We start from the raw sequence: 22,071 nt of genomic DNA on the forward strand, positions 1-22,071 counted from the left end.
GGGTCGTCGCCTATGCGCCGGTCTGGTATATGAGCGCGTGCATACTCGTCAGTCTCGCCGCGCTGACTGTATTCGACGAGCGCATCACCGATTAACGGCCGGAGTCGTCGTCGGTGTCATCCGGCCATAGATGACAGGAGAACAAAATGAACGCACGGAAATGGGTGAAGCTGGTTGGCGCGAGCGCGATCGTGTTCGCTTGCCTGAATACTCACGCGCAACCGCAAGCGGGTGGGTCGGTTCCGACGGCGCAAGCGGAGGCGGCTTCCTCGCCAACCGAGGGCGAGATCAAGGCAGCCAACCGGCAACTCGTGCGGGACGTACGCCGCGCATTCAGAAACGCGCGAAGTCAGGGGCTGCGGGCCAGCAACATTACAGTGCGCGCAAATAACGGCGTCGTGACGTTGACGGGCAGCGCGCCGACCGCGGACCAGGTCGATCTCGCTACCAACATTGCGAAAGGCGTACCCGGTGTTCAGTCGGTGACGAGCCGCGTCGCGGTGCGCAAGGAATTCAGCACACGGGGCAGCAACTAGCGAGGAATCGCGACGGGTCCGACTGGGGCTAGATGTTGACTCGAAGCACGACGTTGCTCATCGCCCAGTCATTGCCGCTTCTTGTGGAACGCTCAACGTACTTGCCGCTCGCAAGCGTGTCTGGAGAGCACCTTGAGCCAAGCACTCCTCGTACCTATGACGCATATAGGAATTCTCCGATTTTTTTCCTGTTAGCGCCCCGTACAATTCGGCTAAGTTGAAGGCGGGAGTCTTTTAAATTCTCGCCGCTGTCCATGTCAGGTTGCATGCGAAAAATTACTTTGTGTTCTACCAAAAGCGCACCGACCTGCTCAGCGATTTCAATTGATTCAAAAAAACAGTGGCTCAAAAACGTCCGACGAGTGGCATGGGCGAGATATTCCCGCGCCCTTCCCGTCATGTATCGGCGTGAAATGACATCGTACTTTGGTAACAAAGCATGCAGGTGTGTCGGCACGAGAAAAGTATTCACCAGCGTGGTATGGAGTGCGAGTGAACAAAATCAGAGTGGCTATTGCCGACGATCATCCATTCATTCTCCTCGGCGTCGAGCATCTTCTCCAGCGTTGTCCGGATATTCAGGTCTGTTTCAAAAGCGAAACGATTGGCCAGCTTCTCCAGCTGTTGGTTGAAGTACCAGTCGATGTGCTCGTGTGCGACTACGAATTCGAAGGCGATCCGTATGCCGATGGTCTCAATCTTCTTGACCGCATCCGGCGTGTCGCTCCAACCTTACGAGTAGTGTTCCTGAGTACGCACTCTTCCACGCACATCATTTCGGCTGCGCTCAATGCGGGGGCGGCCGGCTTTGTCGGTAAGGGGCCGGAGGGCTTTGTCAGCCTGACCGCTGCCATTCGTGCCGCCAAGAATAAGAGCGTCTTTCTGCCTGATTCCATTGCGAACAAGATGTTGCGCGCAACGGCGCGCGCAGCGGAAGGCGGTTCTTCTCTCAATTTGCTGTCTAAAAATGAGTCGACAGTCGTGCGAATGATCTGCGACGGCATGTCGATCGCCACAATTGCCGAGCGGCTCAATCGCAGTCCCAAGACCGTCAGCAATCAGAAGAACGCTGGCATGAAGAAGCTGGGTGCCAGAAACGACGTAGAACTCGTCACGATCGTGCGCGAGTGGTCCTGCTCGTAGCCATTGCCGCGATCCTCAGGCGGATTCTGTAGTTCTCCTGGCGCCTTTCCCCTACCGTCTGGCGGTCCTGACATCGGCTCAGTTCGAGGATCGACACGCCGTTTGTCGGCTGTCCCATATGGTATTTCATTTTGGGTATCGGCCCATTAACACCGACCTTCTTCAATGACATCATTCCTCTGCCTTGACGATCGCTGGGGAGCTCCGGCTTCACAAGGGTGTGTAGTTTTGAAATAGCAACAAAGAGGAATCTCATGAAAAAACAAGTGACGCAACTCATGATCGCGGTGGCCGGCCTGTCCGTCGCGCCGATGGTTTTCGCTCAAGCCGCACCGGGCACAGGTCAGGTAACGTTCAACGGCGAACTGATCGACGACACCTGCGTGATTAACGCCGGTGACGACGACAAGACGGTCACGCTGCCTACCCTGTCTACCCAGTCGCTGGTTGCCGCTGGCCAAACCGCCGGCTCCAGGATGTTCGAAATTTCGGTGTCGCAGTGCCCGGCAACGCTGACCAATGTCGCGGCGCATTTCGAGACCACGAACATGGACCCGGCTACGCGTAATGCCATCAATCAGGCAAGCACTTCGCCGGCTTCCAATGTCGAAGTGCAATTGCTTGACAGTGATGGCAATACGCCAATTCTTCTGGGTAGCACGGGTTCGTTCGTTCCTATCGCGAGCAACGGCACCGCAACGATGAACTACGGCGGCCGGTACTACGCAACGAACAAAACCACGGCCGGTAACGTGACGGCTGTTGTTCGCTACACGTTGGCATATCAGTAAGCCAGTCCAAGCCGAATGGCATCGGGTTGCGCTTCTTCTCGGAAGGCAACCCGAAGTGACATTCCGCTTATCGGTCGCGTGGAGGAGCGAGTGTCTTCAATGAAATTCTCTAGATATCTGGTTGCGGCCATAGCGTGCAGTGTCGCGTCGTTTGCTGCACAAGCTGCTATCACCATTACCGGTACACGAGTTATTTATCCGGCGCAAAACCGTGAAGTCAACGTTCGTTTGAACAATGTTGAGAGCCGCCCGGTCCTGGTCCAAGCGTGGCTGGACGACGGCGATGCGGCAGCTGCGCCGAATGAAATCAAGGTGCCGTTTACGTTGTTGCCAGCCGTATTTCGAGTCGAACCTCACCGAGGTCAGGCTTTGCGCATCATGTTCGCGGGCGGCGACCTGCCGGTTGACCGTGAAACAGTCTATTGGTTGAACGTTCTGGAAATTCCGCCGAAGCCTAAGGACGCTGATGACCGGAACATGATTCAGCTCGCGTTCCGCACGCGTATCAAGATGTTTTACCGGCCCACATCGTTGCTCGATGACCCAACGGCGGGGCGAGCTCAACTGAAGTGGCATGTCGAGTCGGATGACAAAGGTCAGAAGGTCGTTCGTCTCGACAACCCATCGCCCTACTACATTTCCGTCGGCATGGCGGAAGTAGAGACGGCAGGCAAGAAAGTCGCTCTTTTGCCCACTATGGCACCTCCGTTCGGGCACGTTGATCTCCATCCACAAGAAGGAAAGCTGGATATCAAAGCTCCTGCCACGGTTTCCTACACAGTTCTGAACGACTTCGGCACAGCGATCAAGGACTCGGCGGTGGTGGTAGGAGTACAAAGCGCGGAAGCGCAAAAGAATCAATAATTGGAATACGGTATGTCGGGCGTGCGGAATAGTAAGACGGCGGTTGCAACAGTATTCACTAATGTCCCTTTCCGATTCCACCCACTGGCGTGGGCGGCAATCGTAGCGTCGGGCTGGGTCTTTTCCGCGAATTCCGCGGTCGCCGCATGTGCGTCGGATTCGGGCGGGGCGACGCCGCCCAGTGACTGCTCGGCGTCCGAACTGCCGCAGCAGGCAGTTGGTGCCAACGTAGAAGCTGCGCATACAGATGCGTCATCTGACCTGCCGACATCGAATGCGCCGTCTGTGGAAGCTCCGCAAGAAGTCGAGTTCAATCCCGCGTTCTTCACGGGCAACGTCGCCGATCTGTCGCGCTATACGCGAGGTAATCCTGTTGCTCCGGGTGTCTATCCGGTCGAACTGCTCGTCAATGGTAAGAAGCGTGGACGCTTCGATGTCGTTTTTCAGGCGGTGCCGGACTCGGATATCGCCAGGCCCTGCTTCACGATACCCAGCCTGGACCGGGCTGGCGTAGATACTGAACACGTGATCCAACGGCTAACGGAAACCGGAAAGGGCGACGTCGACGATGCAGATGCGTCATCGCAATGCGTGCCGCTGGCGGAAGCCATACCAGGATCGCTGGCATCGTTCAACACCGCCGATCTCCAGCTCGATCTGTCGATTCCACAGATCGAACTGCGCAAGGAGGCTGCCGGTTATGTCGATCCATCCCGTTGGGACAACGGGATCAACGCAGGCTTCGTGCAATACAGTCTCGCCAGCTATACGACTCACCAGAACAATGGGAGCGGAGACTTCAGCAGTGCCTACCTCGGTGTGCAAAGCGGATTAAACGTGAACGGCTGGCGTTTCCGGCAGTGGGCCACGGCAAGCTTGCAGAACCGGAGTCCCGACGCGCATTGGCAAAGTGTCGCGCTGTTCGCGCAGCACGATGTCACGGCGCTGAAGAGTCAATTGACGATCGGCGACAGCTCGACGAGCGGTGACGTCTTCGATTCGTTCAACGTGCGTGGCGTCCAGCTTTCGAGCGACGACCGCATGTTGCCGGATTCCATGCGCTCCTACGCACCGGTTGTGCGTGGCGTGGCCGATACCAATGCACGCATCATCGTCCGTCAGAACAACGTCATCGTCGCGGAGACCAGCGTACCGCCGGGGCCATTTGAATTGAGCGACCTGCCGGCTACCGGCTATGGCGGCGACCTTCAGGTCACTATTGCAGAATCCGACGGCCGCCAGCGGACTTTTCTGGTTCCGTTCGCGTCAGTCCCGCAGTTGTTGCGGCCAGGTGTTTCACGTTTCAATCTGACGACCGGTGTCTATCGCGATACCGTGCTGGATAGCCATCCGTGGGTAGCGCAGGCGGTTTATCAGCGCGGCCTGACAAACCTGTGGACCGGCTACACCGGTGCACAGTTCGCGGAAGGTTATTGGGCAGGGCTGGTCGGTGTCGCGCTCAATACGCCGCTCGGCGCATTCGCGTTTGACGTAACCGCGGCCGGAACGAATATTCCCGGCATGTCGGGTGGTCGTCCCGGCTACAGTACCCGGATCAGCTACAGCAAGCTTCTTCCGGGGCCGAACACGAATTTTTCGGTTGCGGCCTACCGCTATTCGACCGCACGCTTCTATAGCCTGCGTGACGCGATGTACGCGCGATATGGCCCGCGAGACATCACGGGTCAGTATGACTACCGCACGCGCAGCCGTCTGCAACTGAACGTCAACCAACCGATCGGCGAGTCTAGTTCTTTTTATATCGCCGGCAGTTCGCAGAACTACTGGGGCGCGTCGAAGGGCTACGATCTGCAATATCAGGTTGGCTTCAACAGCGCGTACAAACGGGTGTCCTACTCGCTGTATGCGCAACGCACGCGCCTGCAAAACTCGAAGATCAGCACGCAGGTAGGCTTGAACCTGACGATTCCGCTCGGTAAGGTCGACTCGAACGAGCATCGTACGTTCGACTATCTGACCACCAACGTTGCGCGCAGCTCGAACGGGGACAGCACGATCCAGGCCACTGCGTCGGGCAACACGACCGGAGCCACGCCGATCAACTACGGTGTCAACGCATCGAGGATCGTCGCCGGCGACAATCGAACCGTTTCCGCAGGCGGTTACGCGATGTATCGCGCGCCGTTCGGTACGTACAACCTCAATGCATCGATCAGCAATCAGACCCGTCAAGCCGCATTCAACGCCGACGGCGCGGTCGTCATTCACAGCGGCGGCGTCACGCTGAGCCCGCCACTCGGTCAGGCCTTCGCGCTCGTCGAAGCGAAAGGCGCAGAGGGTGGCCGGATTATCAATGGCCAGGGCGCGCGAATCGACGGCCACGGCTATGCGGTGGTGTCTTCGTTGACGCCATACCGGGTCAACACGGTCGCGCTGGATCCGAGCGACGTGCCGCTCGACGTTGAACTGGGCAACACGAGTGAAGAAGTCGTGCCGCGCGCGAATTCGCTGGTGAAGGTGAAGATTGCGACGACGCAGGGCACACCTATCTTCGCGGAGGTCATGGATAGGGAAGGCAAAGCCATGCCGATGGGCGCCGAGTTGTTCGATGAATCCGAGAAATCGGTGGGCATCGTCGGTCAGGGCGGTCTCGCGTATCTGCGCGGCCTCGAGCACGAAGGCAAGCTGCTGGTGCGCTGGGGCAACCGCGCAGCGGAGCAGTGCGTGATGCCGTACACGGTGCCAGCCGACGACAAAGCGGACAGCAGCCCTCACGCGGGAATCGTTGCGCGCATCAAACTGAGCTGTGATCCAGCGCTTGTCTGGTCTGCGCCGGCAAAGCCCGTCGCGCGGCGTTCAGCGGGCGCGGCGCTTGTCAGTTCGCTTCGCTGAAGGCGAAGGCCGATGCCCGGTCAGCGCCAGCGCTGCGGCTCAGATGATTCCGCCGACAGTGGAGGTCAGAAAATGAAAAATATTTGCAGATACTTTCGAATTGCCGGACCAACTGCCGGGTTGATCGCGAGTGCGCTGTTGGGATCAGTTTGCGTATATGCGCAAGGATCGCCCTCGGTCACGCTCAACTTTAGTGGCACCTACAACGCGACGACGTGTTCGCTGGTCAGTTCGCCCGACATGACGGTCACATTGCCGAGGCTTTCGACGCAATCGCTGCCGAGAGCCGGAGTGGCGGATGGCTCAAAGGTCTTCACCATCACGATCCGATGCCCAAGCGGCGAGACGGGTGCGCGCGTGTATTTCGAGAGCGGTTCGTCGACCGATCCCAATACGGGAAATTTGGACCTGCAAAACGCGGGCGGCACGACATCGGCAAAGAATGTACAGGTCATGCTGGCGAATGCGGACGGATCGCGGATCAAGGTCGGCGACCGATCCACGATGAAGGTCATTCCGATCACGTCCACGGATCCGACGCCGGTGGATTTCATTGCCAGCTACTACGCAACGGGTCGAGCCACGGCTGGCACTGTGAGTACATTCGTCACCTATGTCGTCGAAATGCCCTGAGGGTGCCGGCGCGCATACGTTTATATGATGTTTGATTCAACGGTCGCGCTGATGCGAGCGACAGCGTTGCATGCGGCACTGCTGTCCGACGGCGCGCAAATGCCGGCTGTTCTTTTTTGGCGCGCGCGTTGTAGCACGTTGATCGAAACGCTACAGCAGCAAATGCAGGATCGAAACTTTCCGCCAACGGATATCCAGGAAGTCAGCCTCGCACAGTGCGTTCTGCTGGATGAGCTGACGCTGCATGCATTGCCTTCCAACCAGCACGAAGAATGGTTGCGTGACCCGTTGCAGAGGCGTTTTCATGGCGTGCGCGATGGCACTGCATTGGTTTGGGAACGGATCGAAACGGTGGTGGATGGCGGCGGCCGAGATCTCGCCGGACTCGAGTTCTACAGCATGTTGCTGGGGCTGGGCTTCGACGGCGGACGCAGAGACGCGAACGCATATCTGGAGCGTGCGAGATTGGAGTTGAACTGGCATAGATGTGATACGGCGGCGTTGTCCACACCCGACGCACCGAAAACCGCCATGACACCGTCCAATTCGATTCGGCCGGCGGACATATCACGCATCGCACTTTCGCGCAGGACCGCCGGCGTGCTCATTGCTGGCGCGATTGCCGTCGCGTCACTATGGACGGCGCTGGACGTTAGCCTGGACGTTGCGATAAGTGATCTACCTGAATCATCGTCCCCGCAGAGTACGCAATGATTTCCGCAAACAGCTACCGAGCGGCGCTGATCTGGGTCGCTGTCTCCGTTGCCGGCCTGATCTGGCTGTGTTTGCCGCTTGCCCTTCAACCGTCGTGGCCCGTTGTGCTTAGCCTTGTTCTGCTGACGGCGGTGGGCACGGCGGTATTGCCAACTTGCGGGCGATCGAAGCCGACCCACGAGGACCAGCACGTTCAGACCGGGAACATGCGCGAGTTATCGATCGTTCTTGTCGCCGGGCCACATGCCGGTGCGTTGTTTGCGCGCGATGGCCAAGCAGCCACGCTGCGCCGAAGCGTTGATGCCGTGTGGTTTCATGTCACGTCCCCCGGGGCGCTGTCCAGCGTGTTGGACACGGTGATGGAGTCGTATCAACGTCCGCCGGATGCTGTGTTGATGCCCGTTGTTCCCGACGCTGAGTGCGACGACGCGGTGATTCGCCGCGAATTTACCCGCTGGAAGCATGAAATCGCCGCAAGCACCGCTCCCCGGGCGTTCGTATTACCTTGCTATCTCGCGATCTACGCTTATCTCGGCGCGAATCGCGACCGCGCAGTGGAACCGGTCTGGTTCGGCGATGCAAGCAGTTTGTCGACAACGCCACTCGCGACCGCAACCGCTTGGCAACATGCGCAAGCACTCAGGCAACAGCTGGACCAGGCATGGCTCGCGGTCGCACGGCCGCAACGTGCCTCGCGTGCCGGCTTGGGACACGCAGTGTTCGACTGGCTAGAAGATGCGGCGCTGTTGTCGATACTTTCGTCGCTCGCGAACACCGCGCCGCTCTCGCTGCGTGGCTTGCTGTTGGCCGATATCGGACACCCACCGATGCGTCCCGGCGCCTGGTCGCGATGGCTAACCGGAAAAACCACGCTGCGGCCGCCGCTGATGACGCCGAAGGCGCAGCCGCAGCCGCTGTCTCTACCCTTACTCAGGACCATTGTGCGGAACGAGAGCGTCCGGTTCTCGAAGAGCGAGCGGGGCCGACCGTACTCCGCAATGCTGCACGCAGTGGCTGCGTCGGCCGTCGTCCTGATGGTATCGGTTGGTGTGTCAGCATGGTCGAACAGCAGATTGGTCGCGCGAGTCGCGGACGACCTCGAGGTGTACACGCATATACCCACAGCCCGTGCCGACGCGAAGCGTGAGCGATTCGAATCGTTGCGCAGGCATTCCGCCGAGCTGGCTCGCTATGCGAGCAACGGTGTGCCGACGGGACTCGGCTGGGGACTGTATCGGGGCAAGCGGTTGCAAGTCGCGCTTGAACGCGTGACCGCCACATCGCATTCACCATCGATTCCCGCGCATTCGCCGCCGTACGCTGTGACGATCGACAATTTCCTGTTGTTCGACAGCGGCAAGACGACGCTGAAGCCAGGTGCAGAGCCGAGACTCAAAGGCGTTCTCGATCTGATTCGCGCCAATCCCGACAAGCGGATCCTGATCGCGGGTCACACGGACAACATGGGTTCCAGCGTCGCGAATCAGAAGCTGTCCGAGGCACGGGCACAGGCCATCCGCGATTGGTTCGTCAACACTGCTTCCTTGCCCGTGACACGTTTCGCCATTCAGGGATATGGCGACACGCGGCCGATTGCCAGCAATGAAAATACTCAGGACCGCGAGAAGAATCGTCGTGCCGAAATTACCCTTATTCCCGATTCAGGCGCCCAATAAAAGTACTCGTCGCGGGTATCCGTCCAAGTGGCAGCATTCGTGGCACGTCAAACCCCTCATTTGTTCTTGCAATCGAGACCGAATTTTGGGCAACCGCCCATATCGTCACGCTGCTTCGAGACATAACATCACCGGATAGCGCATTTCCTAAGTGAAAACGAGCGGTGCCACCGCTTCTTATTTTATTTGAGCGATAACCTCAGAGCACTATGTCGGCTTCTACCAGTTCTCAAAAATTCATCGCACGTAATCGTGCTCCTCGCGTCCAGATCGAATACGACGTCGAAATTTACGGTTCCGATAAGAGAGTCGAGCTCCCGTTCGTGATGGGCGTCCTCGCCGACTTGTCGGGCAAGCCGCTCGAACCGTTGCCCGCCGTCGGCGATCGCAAGTTCTTCAATATCGACATCGAGAACTTCGACGAGCGAATGAAGGCCATGAAACCGCGTGTCGCGTTCGCGGTGCCCAACACGCTGACGAACGAAGGTCAGCTGATGGTCGATATCACGTTCGAAAGCATGGACGATTTCTCGCCCGCAGCCGTCGCGAAGAAGGTTAACGCGCTCGCGCAACTGCTGGAGGCGCGTACGCAGCTCGCCAATCTGCAAACGTATATGGATGGCAAGAGTGGCGCGGAAAACCTGGTCAGCAAGGTGTTGAGAGACCCTGCATTGCTCGAAGCGCTTGCCAAGGCGCCGAAACCGGAAGCGGCAACCACCGGCGAGCCGGTGACCGACGAATGATCTTTGCTTTCCGCACGAAAGCACAGCCTGAAACAATGGGGAAATGATGGCCGAACTTCAAGCGAATACGCGCGCCAAGGCAACGGCGAGCGTGACCAATCAATCCGATTTCAATGCACTCCTGTCGCGCGAATTCAAGCCCAAAACGGAGCGCGCGCGCGAGGCTGTAGAGGGGGCTGTCCGAACGCTCGCTCAGCAAGCACTGCTTACATCGGCAACAGTGTCGGACGACGCCTACAAAAACATAGAGTCGATTATTGGGGAGATCGATCGCAAATTGTCCGAACAGATCAACCTGATTCTTCATCACGAAGATTTCCAGAGTCTTGAAAGCGCATGGCGTGGACTTCACCACCTCGTCGCGAACACGGAAACGGATGAGAAACTGAAGATACGCTTCATGGACGTGTCGAAGGACGATCTGCGCCGCACGATGAAGCGCTATAAAGGGATTGCGTGGGACCAGAGTCCGTTCTTCAAGCAAATCTACGAGGAAGAGTACGGGCAGTTGGGTGGCGAGCCGTACGGCTGTCTCGTCGCTGACTACTACTTCGATCACACACCGGCCGATGTCGACCTGCTGGGCTCGATTGCAAAGGTGGCGGCAGCATCGCATGCGCCGTTCATTAGCGGCGCGGCGCCGTCCGTGCTGCAGATGGACTCGTGGCAGGAACTCGCGAACCCACGCGACCTGACGAAGATCTTTACGCAAAATCTCGAGTACGCGCCTTGGAACTCGCTGCGCAGTTCCGAAGACGCGCGTTACATCGGCCTTGCAATGCCGCGTTTTCTTGCGCGTCTGCCGTATGGCGTCAAGACTAATCCGGTCGACGAATTCAATTTCGAAGAGGCGACCGACGGCGCGGATCATCAACGCTATGTATGGTCGAACGCGGCCTACGCAATGGCGGTGAACATCAACCGTTCGTTCAAGAATTACGGCTGGTGCACGCTGATTCGCGGCGTGGAAAGCGGCGGTGTGGTTGAAAACCTGCCGTGTCACACGTTCCCGACGGATGACGGCGGGATCGACATGAAGTGCCCGACGGAAATCGCGATCTCCGACCGCCGCGAAGCGGAATTGTCCAAGAGTGGCTTCATACCGCTCATCCACCGCAAGAACACTGATTACGCGGCGTTCATCGGTGCGCAATCGTTGCAGAAACCGGTCGAGTACCACGATCCGGACGCAACTGCTAACGCGAATCTATCGGCGCGTCTTCCGTATCTGTTTGCATGCTCGCGCTTTGCGCATTACCTGAAGTGCATCGTGCGCGACAAGATCGGCGCATTCAAGGAGCGCGACGAAATGCAGCAATGGCTCAATGAATGGGTCATGAACTACGTCGACGCCGATCCCGCGAATTCGTCGCAGGAAACCAAGGCACGTCGACCGCTGGCGGCGGCCGAAGTGGTCGTCGAGGACGTCGAGGGAAATCCTGGATATTACCAGGCGAAATTCTTCCTGCGCCCCCATTTCCAGCTCGAAGGTCTGACGGTTTCTTTGCGTCTCGTCGCGAAGCTGCCGCTCGTGAAGGAAGCCGCCTGATCCTGCGTCTACCGCTTATGCGGTGATTGAGCGACGGACAGGCGCTCACTAAATATGCCTGGCTTTCATTGAGCAACTCAAAACTAACGTGTACCAAGGAGTACTTTTATGGCGCAAGACATCTTTCTCAAGATTAACGGGATTGATGGTGAGTCGGCAGACGCTAACCACAAGGATGAAATCGACGTTCTGAGCTGGGGGTGGGGCGTTACGCAGCAATCGAATATGCACGTTGGTTCCGGCGGTGGCGCCGGCCGGGCAACGGTCGAAGACTTCACGTTCGAGCATTTCATCGATCGTGCAACGCCCAATCTGACGCAATACTGCCTGACCGGTAAGCACATCGATGAAGCGAAGCTGGTCGTGCGTAAAGCCGGCGGCAATCCGCTCGAATACATCAAATTCACGATGAGCGACGTGCTGGTTACCTCGGTGCATCCCTCCGGCGTCAGCGACAGCGAATCACGTCCCCGCGAAACGGTGAGTCTGTCCTTTGCTCGCCTGAAGCAGGAATATGTGGTGCAGAACGCGCAAGGCGGCAGCGGCGGTGCGATCACGGCGACCTTCGATATCAAGAAGAACAAAGCCTAAAGTCGCACAGATTCCTGAATCCTGACACCACCACTCTTTTGTCCGGTGGACAGTGTCAAGACTGTTAGCCAGGATGCCGGGCTGGATGCAGGCATCCTGGTTCATTCAGGACTACGTGCGAGACCTCCTTGATACCGTCAGATGGTTTCGAACTTTCTTTCTCGCTTCGCGATATGGCTGAGCATCGGGGGCTGGCTAGCCCTAAGCGGGGTGAGCGCATGGCTGTCCGGGTGCGCTGGCGCGCCGGCTCCCGTTATCAAGGAGCGAACGACCCTCCGGCTTCAGATCGCGGCAAACGAGAACGTCAATCCGAACGAGTGGGGAACGGCGGCGCCGATCCTCGTGCGGATCTACGAACTGAAGTCACCCACCGCGTTTCAAACCGCCGACTTTTTCACGCTGCAAAGCGACGACAAAAAAATCCTTGGCGACGACGCGCTGATCGTCGACGAATTCATTCTGCGTCCCGGCGACACCCGCGAGATCGTCCGCAAGTCGAATGCCGCCACTACCGCAATTGGCGTGCTGGCCGGCTACCGGGATCTCGGGAAATCAGTCTGGCGCGCGGTGTACCGGTTGCCAGTCGCGCCCGACGCCGCATGGTACAGGATGGCTCTTCCAGACAAGGAACAGAAGCTGACGATCCAGCTTGACCAGCGCACTGTTTCGATTTCAAAGTCAGACTAATATCAATGAGTTGGTATAGCAAAGTTGTTTGGAGCGAGGGACTTTTCCTGCGCCCGCAATTGTTTCAGCAGCAGGAACGATATTTCGAGTCGTTCGCGCATCGCCGCAGTGCGCCGCTGAGCCCGTTTTTCTGGGGCTTCAGCCGTTATGAAATCGATCAGGAATCGCTCGCGTTCGGCAAGCTGGTATTCAAAAGCGGGCTCGGCGTATTTCCGGACGGCACGCCGTTCGAGGTGCCGGGTCTGACGCAGCCTCCGCCCCCACTGACGATCGGACCGGAACATCAGGAGCAGGTGATTTACCTGGCGATCCCGCTTCGCCTGCCGAATACCGAGGAAACCGCCTTCACCGAGCAGAGCGGATCGCTGGCCCGTTACCATGCGTACGACACGGAACTGCGCGACAGCAATGCGATCGGCCAGGGCCCGAAGCCCGTCCAACTGTCGAATCTGCGCCTGCGGCTGTTGCCAGAGAAAGAGCTGACACAGTCCTGGATCGGTGTTGCGCTGACGCGCGTGAAGGCGCTGCACGCGGACGGCGCCGTGTCGCTGCACAGCACCGACCACATTCCGCCCGTGACCGGCTACGGCGCGAATCCACTGCTGCGCGAATGGGCGATGCAGCTGCACGGCCTCGCGCGACTACGCGCCGACGCGCTCGCCGCTCGTCTGTCAGGTGCCGATGGCCGTTCGGGCGCGGCGGCCGAAGTGGCCGACTATCTGCTGCTCCAGGTGCTCAATCGCTATGAGCCGCTGCTCGAACATATTTGCCAGCTCGAGGAGACAGCGCCGGTAAACCTGTATCGCGAGCTCGCGCTTTTTGCCGGCGAGCTTTCGACCTTCGTGCGTCCACAAACGCGTCGTCCGCGGCCTGCTCCAGGCTATGACCACGCGCAGCTCTACAGCAGTATCAGGCCGCTCGTCGAGGAGGTTCACTATCTGTTGAACCAGGTGTTGATTCGCGGTGCGCAGCCGATTGCGCTTACGGAGCAGGCGCACGGCATCCGCACGGCCGCCATGTTGCCGAACGAACTGGCAGGCTATTCGAGCCTCGTGCTCGCGGTGGGCGCGCAGATGCCTTCGGAATTGCTGCAGCAGCAGTTTCTTGCCCAAACGAAGATCAGCCATCCACAGCGCTTGCCGGAATTGATCCGTTCGCATCTGCCGGGTCTGACCATAGCCGCGCTGCCGGTTCCTCCGCGCCAGATTCCGTTCAACTCGGGCTTTATATATTTCGAACTGTCGCGTACCGGACCGTTCTGGGAGCAGATTGCACGGCACGGAGGGCTTGCCATGCACGTCGCCGGACACTTCCCGGAACTCAAGCTTGAACTGTGGGGCGTGCGTCAAAAATGAGTACCGGCGCATACGGGGATGATGCGTTCGACTTTCTGCTGAACCCCGAGAACTCCGCTTCTGGCCAGAGCCAGCCGTCTGGATTGCCCGCGGGCCGTCCCGCAACCGCGGCCGCCGCCAATCAGGAACCGGTCGTGGATGCGACCTCCTTCGATCCGCCGGAAGAGGTGCAGACGCGTCTCGAGCGCATGAAGACCGCGCGCAATCCGTTGCGTGAAGCCGCACAGCCTTTGTTGCGCATGTTGGCGGACATGCCGGCTTCGCTCGATTCGTTGGCCGCGGTCGCGAGCTTGCGCTCGCTGCTGGTGCGTGAGGTCGCCGCATTCCAGAAGGTCTGCGACAAGGCAGGTTTGCCGTGGAAACATGTGGCGGCTGTTCGTTACGCGCTGTGCACCGCGCTCGACGAAGCCGCCAACCGCACGCGTTGGGGGAGCGGTGGCATCTGGGCCGCACGGGGTCTGTTGCTGAACTTCGAAGGAGAAGTGGACGGTGGCGAGAAGTTCTTCCTGCTGATCGGCCGCATGGCAACCGACCCCCAGGAGTACATCGACGTACTCGAGGTGCTGTATCGCATTCTCAGCCTGGGATTCGAAGGACGCTACAGCGTTGCCGCGGACGGTCCACGTCATCTGGAGCAGATCCGGCAGCGGATGCTGACGCTCATCAGCGGCACGCGCGACACGCTGCGGCTCGAACTGTCGCCGCATTGGCGCGGCGAGGAGCCGGGCAGGATGCGGCTGCTGAAAAGCGTGCCGGTCTGGGCGACGGCGGGCGTCGCCGCGCTATGCGTGTTCTCGTTGTTCGCCTGGTACGAGTATCGGCTTCTGGCGCAAAGCAATGCGCTGCAAGCAAAGATTCTCGCGATCGGAGTGCCGATCAAGGTCGCGGCTCCGGTCGTTCACGAGCGCTTGCGCCTGTCCGTTCTGCTGAAGGATGAGATTGCTCGCGGCCAGGTCCTGGTCGAAGAGAACGAGCGCAGCAGCCGGGTCGTGTTTCGTGGCGACTACGTGTTTCTTCCGGGGCAAAGCCGCATTCGCCCCGAACTGGATCCAGTGCTGAGCAGGGTTGCGCAGGAGGTCGCGCGGGTCGGCGACCATGTCACGGTGACCGGGCACACCGACAACCAGCCGATCCATACGGCGGAGTTTCCCGACAACCGGGTGTTATCGGAACAGCGCGCGGCGTTCGTCGCCGACGTATTGAAGGCGCACGGCGTGCCTGCCAATCGCATCCTGGCCGTCGGCAAGGGCGATGCCCAACCTGTCGCGGACAACACTACAGCGGAAGGTCGTTCCCGCAATCGACGCGTGGAAGTCTTCGTCGCGCACTAACGGGAAAGCCTTGATGTCTTATTTGAACCGCTTATCGAAACTGGTGCTGACGCGCCAGACGCTGGTGCTCGCCGCGATCCTCGTGGCGGCTATGGCTCTCTGGTTCGTGGGGCCTCTGATCGCTTTTGGCGACTACCGGCCGCTCGACAGCGTGTTCTCGCGCGCGCTGTCGATCGTCGTGCTGTTGTTGCTGCTGCTGTTCTGGCTGCTCGGCTGGTCGCCGGGCGTCATCGGCGTCGCGTTGCTGTGTGTCGCGCTCTGGTATTTCGGACCGATACTCGCGTTCGGCGAAACGCATCCGCTCGGCACTACATGGTCCCGCGTGCTGCTGATCTCGGTGCTGCTTGCCTGCTACGCGATCTATGGGCTGTATCGCCTGTGGCGGGCAGTGCGCAGCGACGACGTGCTGCTGCAGCGCGTTCTGAACCCGTTCACGAAGAAGCCGGCCGCGACCCCTGTCGCACGTGACGAAATCCGCGCGCTTCACGCGGTCGTCGCGAAGGCCATCGACAAACTCAAACGCATGCGCGGCGGACCGGCGGGGCTGCGTCGTCTGCTCGAAAGCCAGCGCTATCTGTACGAACTTCCTTGGTACATGGTGGTGGGCTCGCCGGGGGCCGGCAAGACGACGTTGATCCTGAACTCGGGTCTGGATTTTCCGGAGGCGGAGCAAATGGCCGCGGCGTCGCTGAGAGGCCGCGTCGAAACTGAGAATTGCGACTGGTGGTTCGCGAACGAGGCGGTGCTGATCGATACCGCTGGCCGTTATACGGTTCAGGACGCAGCATCGCAAGACGCCGCGAAGATCGACGTCAAACCGGAAGACCTGAAGAGCGCGAACGAGGCCGAATGGCGCGGCTTTCTCGGATTGCTTTGCAAGCGGCGCCCGCGCGCGCCGATCAACGGTGCGCTGCTGGCCGTTTCGGTCGAAGAGTTGTTGACGCGCCCCGCGTCCGAACGAAAGGCGCTCGCCGCGTCGATGCGCGCGCGGCTTGGCGAGCTGCGCCAGCAGTTAGGGATTCGATTCCCCGTCTACGTACTCGTCACGAAGCTCGATTTGCTGCCTGGCTTCGGGGAGTATTTCCAGTCGTTGACGGCGGAGAGCCGCGCGCAGATTTTCGGCTTCACACTGCCTTATCAGGAGGAGCCGGAACCACACGGCCGCGACACATTGCGCGTGGCCTGCGCGGCCGAGATGCGTGAGCTGGAGCAGGGACTCGAAGACAGCATCAACACGAGGCTGCTTGAGGTGTACGAGGTCGATCTGCGCAAGAAGCTTTATGCGTTGCCGTCTGAATTTCGTAGCCTGTGCGCGGAACTCAATGAACTGCTCGCGCTGGTGTTTCTCGATTCGAAATACGACGATACACAATTGAACAGCACGCTGCGCGGCGTCTATTTCACGAGCGCGGCGCAAACTCACGAGGCCGTGTCCGCCGACAGCACCACACTGTTGCAGCGGCTGCGTCGCGGGCTTGCGGGTTTGTTCGGCGCCGCGCCGAAAACGGTCTCGCCGTCATCCGGTGGCGCTACGCCTACCGCCTATCGCGGCTATTTCTTGCGCAATCTGTTTCAGCACGTGATCCTGGCTGAAGCGCATCTGGTGCGGCCAAACCTGTACTGGGAAATCCGTTTCCGAGCGTTGCGTGTTGTCGGGCATCTGCTCGCGATCGTCGTCGCGGTGTGGCTAGTCGGTGCACTCGTCGTTAGCTTCGGCAATAACCGCGAGTATCTTGCCGCGATCGACGCCAAGGCCAATGGGCTCGCCGCGCGGGTCCTGTCGCAGCGCAAGACGCCGCAGCCCGGGGCGATGGGGTCGATGCTGTCAGCGTCGCGTGACCTGCCGCAGTTCGACGGCATCGAACTCGACAGTCCCGGTCCCGCATGGCGCTACGGGCTGTATACGGCGCCCGCCATCAGCGCCGCCGCCGGCGAGACCTACTACGGTCTGCTGAAACAGATGTTGCTGCCGCAAGTCATCGGCCGGCTCGAAACGGTGCTCGATACACAAATCGGCGCACAGGACGCGGACGGCGTTTATCGCACGCTGACGGTCTACCTGATGCTGTTCGATCGCTCGCACTACGACGCGAAAGCGATCAAGGCATGGGTGCTCGGCGACTGGGAGCACGCCAACGGCGTCGCACCGCTCGGCGAGCGCACCGTGATGGCGCGACACCTCGACGCGCTGATCGGGGAAGGGGTGCCCGCGGTGCCGGCAAAACCGGTGAATGCGCAGCTAGTGCGTCGCGCGCGCGAGTTCCTCGGCCGCAATCCGGCGTCCGGACGGCTCTACGAACGCGCGATGAACAGCATGGCGCCGGAGGCGCCCGAGAACGTCACGCTGCTGAGCGCCGCGGGTCCGCAAGCCACTACCGTGTTCATGCTGGCCAACGGCTCGACGCTCGCGCGAGGCATCCCCGGTCTCTATACCTACGACGGCTATCACGCGGTATTCAACAAGCGCCTGCCGGAATTTCTCGAGCAGGCGCGCAAACAGGACGCGTGGGTGATGGGCGAGGCCGATACATCGACGCGGTGGCGGCACATGGCAAACGGCAACGCGCTGCGCAAGGACAAGCTCGCCGACGATATCCGTCGCCAGTACTTGACCGATTATGGCAACTATTGGAGCCAGTTTCTCGACGACGTGAGACCGGTGTCCGCCAGCGAAGGCACGCTGGCGCCCGATCTGCAGACGCTGCGCACGCTGGCCGCGCCGGATTCGCCGCTGGCCAGACTCGCGCGAACCGCCGCGCGCGAGACGTCGCTGTCGGTCGCTGACGGCGCGGACGAATCGTCGGCCGCCGGGAGTGCCATCAACGGGATCATGCGTCGCTCGCAGGCGGCGCGCGCCGCGAGCGCCGTGGCCGCAACCGCCACCATCGGTCAGCTCGCGCAGCAGAAGATGGAACGTGAACTGGTCGACCGACGCTTTGCCGCGCTGCGCGAAGTCGTGACCGGCCAGGCCGATAGCGGGAGCGCGCTGCCTGGCGGCAGCGGCGTGCTGCAGCTGGGCGGCGTCATCGGGCTGATCAACGAGCAGTACACGCGATTGACGACCGCCGGCGACGTGCTCGCCACCAACAGCATGCCGCCCACGGACGACCTCGGCGCCACGATGCAGCTCGAGGCGCAGAAGCTGCCACCGCCGTTTCGGGCCGTGCTCGTGGGCCTCGCGACGCAGTCGATGCGCAAGGTGGACCGCAACGTCGGCTCGCTGCTGACGATGCAGGTCGAATCGAGCGTTGGCGCGCAATGCCGCCGTGCTGTCGAAGGCAAATATCCGTTCGTCGCGAGCGTCCAGGAAGTCGACATCGACGATTTCAACCGCGTTTTCGCGGCGGGCGGCCTGCTCGACGACTTCTTCCACAAGACGCTCGCGAGCCGTGTCGATACGAGCATACGGCCGTGGCGCTATAAGCCGGTCAGCCCCGGCATGCCGCCCATGCAGGGACCGAGCCTCGAACCGTTCGAGCGCGCCGCGGCGATCCGCCAGACATTTTTCCGCGATCCCGGCGCGACCCGGATGTCGTGGAATGCGGGCCTCAAGGTCGTGTCGCTGGACCCCGAGATTACCGATCTGCTCATCGACGTCGACGGGCAAAGCCTGCGCTATGCGCACGGTCCGGTCACGACATTCCCGATCACATGGCCGGGGCCGCGCGGCGGCTCGATGGCCGGCCTCACCGCGAATCCGCGCGTGCGTCCGGACACGTCGACCGTGATGACCGAGGGTCCGTGGGCGCTGTTCCGTCTGATCGACCGGGGTCGTGCGACGTCGACATTGTCGTCGAGCCGCTCGGCAGTGGACTTCAATTTCGACGACCGGCACGCGGTTATCGAACTGACATCGGGCGGGCAGTCGGGACCGCAACTCACCGCGTTGCTGCGGGATTTTCGTTGCCCTGGCAGTGGAAACACGCTGGCAAGGCGAACGGACGCGTCGTCAGGCACCGCATCGTCCAATGAGCTGTAGCGCCTTTTCGATAAAGAGAACTTAGAGGAGTGCATGTCAAGTAATCCCTTGAACGCGATAGGTGTGCAAAGCCGCGCAGTGACCGTATCCAGCGCGGGGATACCGAGGTGGCCGGCTCAGAGCGCGGACGGACTGACGCAGCCGGCGCTGCAGTTCATGTCACTGAAGGGCAACGAGCATCTCGGCAAGCTGTTCGAATACGAACTGCTGTTGCGCACGCCCGACAATTACACGGTGCCGCTTGCCGTCAGTGCCAACCTCGATCTGAAGGCGCTGCTAGGCAAGGAAATGACCGTCGCGATCGACCTCGAGCCGAGCGCCGATCCCGAAGCGGCTCAGCGCGAAATCACCGGACTCGTCGCCGCCGCGCAATACCTGCGTCGGGAAGGCCGCTACAACGTCTATCGTGTCGTGCTGAAGCCCTGGCTGTGGCTGGCCACCTTGACGACCGACTACAAGATTTTCCAGAACAAGACGGTCATCGAGATCATCGACGAGGTTCTGAAGGACTATCCGTATCCGGTCGAAAAGCGTCTCGACGTCAGCCGCTATGCGCTCGAGGGTGAGAGTCCGACCAACGAGCCGCGCGCGTTCCAGGTCCAGTACGGCGAGACCGACTACCACTTCATTCAACGCCTGATGGAGGAGTGGGGCATCTACTGGTTTTTCGAGCATGCCGACGGCAAGCACCGGCTCGTGCTGTGCGATCACATCGGCGCGCACCGCCAGTCGCCGAACTCCGCATACCGGACGCTCGCGTTCCAACCGCAGAACGGCAAGACCGACACCGAATACATCAGCGCGTTTTCGACGGCGGAAGTTTTGTGCACCGGTCACTATGTGACGAGCGACTTCGACTTCACGCGTTCGCGTGCCGACATGCGAGCGATCAATCAACAGCCGCGCGATACCAGTTGGAACCTGCTCGAGCGCTACGACTGGCCGGGCGACTACACCGACGGCAACCACGGTGAACTGCTCGCGCGTACGCGCATGGAAGCGCTGCGCGCGCCGGGCACGCGAGCGCAAGGCGAAGGTAACGTGCGCGGACTCGCGTGCGGGCAGACGTTTGGGTTGACCCACTACGACCATACGGCTGCGAACTGCGAATACCTCGTGATCGGTACGAAACTCGCCCTGATTGGCACGCCGGATGAATCGGGTAGCGGTTACGAGTACACCTGCAGCAACAAGTTCGACGTACAGCCGACGAGCGAAGTGTTCAGACTGCCGCGGGAGACGTCGAAACCGATCGTCAGCGGGCCTCAGTCGGCTGTCGTCGTGGGTCCCGAGGGCAAGGAATTGTGGACCGACGAATTCGGTCGCGTGAAGGTCCGCTTCGTCTGGGACCGCTATGGCCGCAACGTCGAAACCGACTCCTGCTGGGTCCGTGTAAGCCAGGCGTGGGCCGGTCAGGGTTTCGGTGGCATCTATATTCCGCGCATCGGCCAGGAAGTCATCGTCGATTTCTGGAACGGCGACCCGGATCGTCCGCTGATCACCGGGAGTCTGTACAACACGGTGACGCGTCCGCCCTATGAGTTGCCAGGCAACGCGACGCAAAGCGGTTTCATGAGCCGGTCGATGGAAGGGGGCTTGCAGAACTACAACAGCATTCGCTTCGAGGACAAGGCGGGTGCCGAGGAATTCACGGTGCAGGCTGAGCGGGACATGAACCGCCTGACGAAGCTCAACGAATCGCACGTGATCGGTGCCGACTACACGATCGGCGTGGCCGCGGCGCACAGCATGACCGTTGGGGCGACTTCCAGCACGGTCGTTGGCGGCAAGTATTCGATGAGGGTGAAGAATGTTGCCTTCCATTCCGTGGATCTTGGACAGTTCGTTTCGATCGGGGGGCTCGACGAGACTGCGGTTGGGGGCGCCTCCACTCTGACGGTAGGCGGGGCACGTACGGTCACGGTCGGTGGCGCGTCAACGCACGCAGTGGGCGGAGCCTATTCGCTGTCGGCTGGAGGGGTGCTGTCCATCGTGTGCGGCAAGTCGTCGCTGACGATGAGCAACGATGGCGAGATCAAGCTCATCGGTAAGTCGATCCGCATCCAGGGTGACACCCGTGTTGTGGTGCAAGGCACGCCGCTGGACCTCAACCCCGGTGACATGGAATGCGGTAGCGCAGTGACGGTGCCGGTTCCTTTAGTGGTGCTTGATGCGCTGGACGTTCCAATTATTCCGCCGCCGCCTTCGGAGGAACCACTTCCGACGATAGATCCGCTTCCGACGGAAGAACCGCCGCCATCGGAGGAGCCGCCGCCGTCGGAGGAGCCGCCACCGTCGGAGGAGCCACCGCCGTCGGAAGAGCCGCCGCCGTCGGAAGAGCCACCGCCGTCGGAAGAGCCACCGCCGTCGGAAGAGCCGCCGCCGTCGGAAGAGCCACCGCCGTCGGAAGAACCACCGCCTTCGGAAGAGCCGCTGCCATCGGAAGAGCCGCCGCCGTCGGAAGAGCCGCCGCGGTCGGAAGAGCCGCCGCCGTCGGAAGAGCCGCCGCCGTCGGAAGAGCCGCCGCCGTCGGAAGAGCCGCTGCCATCGGAAGAGCCGCCGCCGTCGGAAGAGCCGCTGCCATCGGAAGAGCCGCCGCCGTCGGAAGAGCCGCTGCCATCGGAAG

General features: G+C 60.7%; 16 protein-coding genes. All 16 read left to right on the forward strand.

Features of this window, described 5'->3' with window-relative positions:
* Positions 1 to 146: 146 nt before the first annotated feature.
* The gene (locus AB3X94_RS23035) at positions 147 to 536 is read left to right on the forward strand and encodes a BON domain-containing protein (RefSeq protein WP_176111543.1); all 390 of its coding nucleotides are present in this window, start codon (positions 147 to 149) and stop codon (positions 534 to 536) included.
* A 492-nt stretch (positions 537 to 1,028) separates the two neighbouring features.
* A complete protein-coding gene (locus tag AB3X94_RS23040) occupies positions 1,029 to 1,679 on the forward strand; it encodes a response regulator transcription factor (RefSeq protein WP_176111542.1) in 651 nt (216 codons plus the stop codon).
* 254 nt (positions 1,680 to 1,933) lie between these two features.
* Positions 1,934 to 2,470: a fimbrial protein gene (locus tag AB3X94_RS23045; RefSeq protein WP_368612814.1), complete on the forward strand. Its 537-nt coding sequence runs from the start codon at positions 1,934 to 1,936 to the stop codon at positions 2,468 to 2,470.
* A 99-nt stretch (positions 2,471 to 2,569) separates the two neighbouring features.
* A complete protein-coding gene (locus tag AB3X94_RS23050) occupies positions 2,570 to 3,334 on the forward strand; it encodes a fimbria/pilus periplasmic chaperone (protein WP_176111995.1) in 765 nt (254 codons plus the stop codon).
* A gap of 285 nt (positions 3,335 to 3,619) precedes the next feature.
* Entirely contained in the window at positions 3,620 to 6,187 is a 2,568-nt protein-coding gene (locus AB3X94_RS23055; protein ID WP_368612815.1) for a fimbria/pilus outer membrane usher protein, read from the forward strand.
* Between the two features lie 12 nt (positions 6,188 to 6,199).
* A complete protein-coding gene (locus AB3X94_RS23060) occupies positions 6,200 to 6,820 on the forward strand; it encodes a fimbrial protein (RefSeq protein ID WP_246392318.1) in 621 nt (206 codons plus the stop codon).
* A 24-nt stretch (positions 6,821 to 6,844) separates the two neighbouring features.
* Positions 6,845 to 7,534, forward strand: a complete 690-nt coding sequence (locus tag AB3X94_RS23065) for a DotU family type IV/VI secretion system protein (protein ID WP_368612816.1) — start codon at positions 6,845 to 6,847, stop codon at positions 7,532 to 7,534.
* On the forward strand, positions 7,531 to 9,210 hold the full coding sequence (locus AB3X94_RS23070) for an OmpA family protein (protein WP_176111539.1): 1,680 nt from the start codon (positions 7,531 to 7,533) through the stop codon (positions 9,208 to 9,210). The genes AB3X94_RS23065 and AB3X94_RS23070 overlap by 4 nt, the downstream gene beginning before the upstream one ends.
* A 209-nt stretch (positions 9,211 to 9,419) precedes the next feature.
* Positions 9,420 to 9,953, forward strand: coding sequence for a type VI secretion system contractile sheath small subunit (gene tssB / locus AB3X94_RS23075; protein WP_176121501.1), 534 nt, complete (start codon positions 9,420 to 9,422; stop codon positions 9,951 to 9,953).
* Positions 9,954 to 9,999: 46 nt separating this feature from the next.
* The gene (gene tssC, locus AB3X94_RS23080; RefSeq protein ID WP_176121500.1) at positions 10,000 to 11,502 is read left to right on the forward strand and encodes a type VI secretion system contractile sheath large subunit; all 1,503 of its coding nucleotides are present in this window, start codon (positions 10,000 to 10,002) and stop codon (positions 11,500 to 11,502) included.
* Positions 11,503 to 11,610: 108 nt separating this feature from the next.
* Positions 11,611 to 12,093: a type VI secretion system tube protein Hcp gene (locus tag AB3X94_RS23085; RefSeq protein WP_176111536.1), complete on the forward strand. Its 483-nt coding sequence runs from the start codon at positions 11,611 to 11,613 to the stop codon at positions 12,091 to 12,093.
* 141 nt (positions 12,094 to 12,234) lie between these two features.
* On the forward strand, positions 12,235 to 12,780 hold the full coding sequence (tssJ, locus tag AB3X94_RS23090; RefSeq protein WP_176111535.1) for a type VI secretion system lipoprotein TssJ: 546 nt from the start codon (positions 12,235 to 12,237) through the stop codon (positions 12,778 to 12,780).
* Between the two features lie 5 nt (positions 12,781 to 12,785).
* The gene (gene tssK / locus AB3X94_RS23095; protein WP_176111534.1) at positions 12,786 to 14,135 is read left to right on the forward strand and encodes a type VI secretion system baseplate subunit TssK; all 1,350 of its coding nucleotides are present in this window, start codon (positions 12,786 to 12,788) and stop codon (positions 14,133 to 14,135) included.
* Positions 14,132 to 15,466 carry a type VI secretion system protein TssL, long form gene (gene tssL, locus AB3X94_RS23100; protein ID WP_368612817.1) on the forward strand — a complete coding sequence of 445 codons (1,335 nt, stop codon included), beginning with the start codon at positions 14,132 to 14,134 and terminating at the stop codon, positions 15,464 to 15,466. The genes tssK and tssL overlap by 4 nt, the downstream gene beginning before the upstream one ends.
* A 13-nt stretch (positions 15,467 to 15,479) precedes the next feature.
* Positions 15,480 to 19,445, forward strand: a complete 3,966-nt coding sequence (gene tssM / locus AB3X94_RS23105) for a type VI secretion system membrane subunit TssM (RefSeq protein ID WP_368612818.1) — start codon at positions 15,480 to 15,482, stop codon at positions 19,443 to 19,445.
* A gap of 33 nt (positions 19,446 to 19,478) precedes the next feature.
* Positions 19,479 to 22,071, forward strand: a 2,593-nt coding sequence (locus AB3X94_RS23110; RefSeq protein ID WP_368612819.1) for a type VI secretion system Vgr family protein, incomplete at its 3' end; no start/stop codon positions are given.

The organism is Paraburkholderia sp. BR10923 (assembly GCF_040948765.1).
GTDB classification, from domain to species: Bacteria; Pseudomonadota; Gammaproteobacteria; order Burkholderiales; family Burkholderiaceae; genus Paraburkholderia; species Paraburkholderia youngii.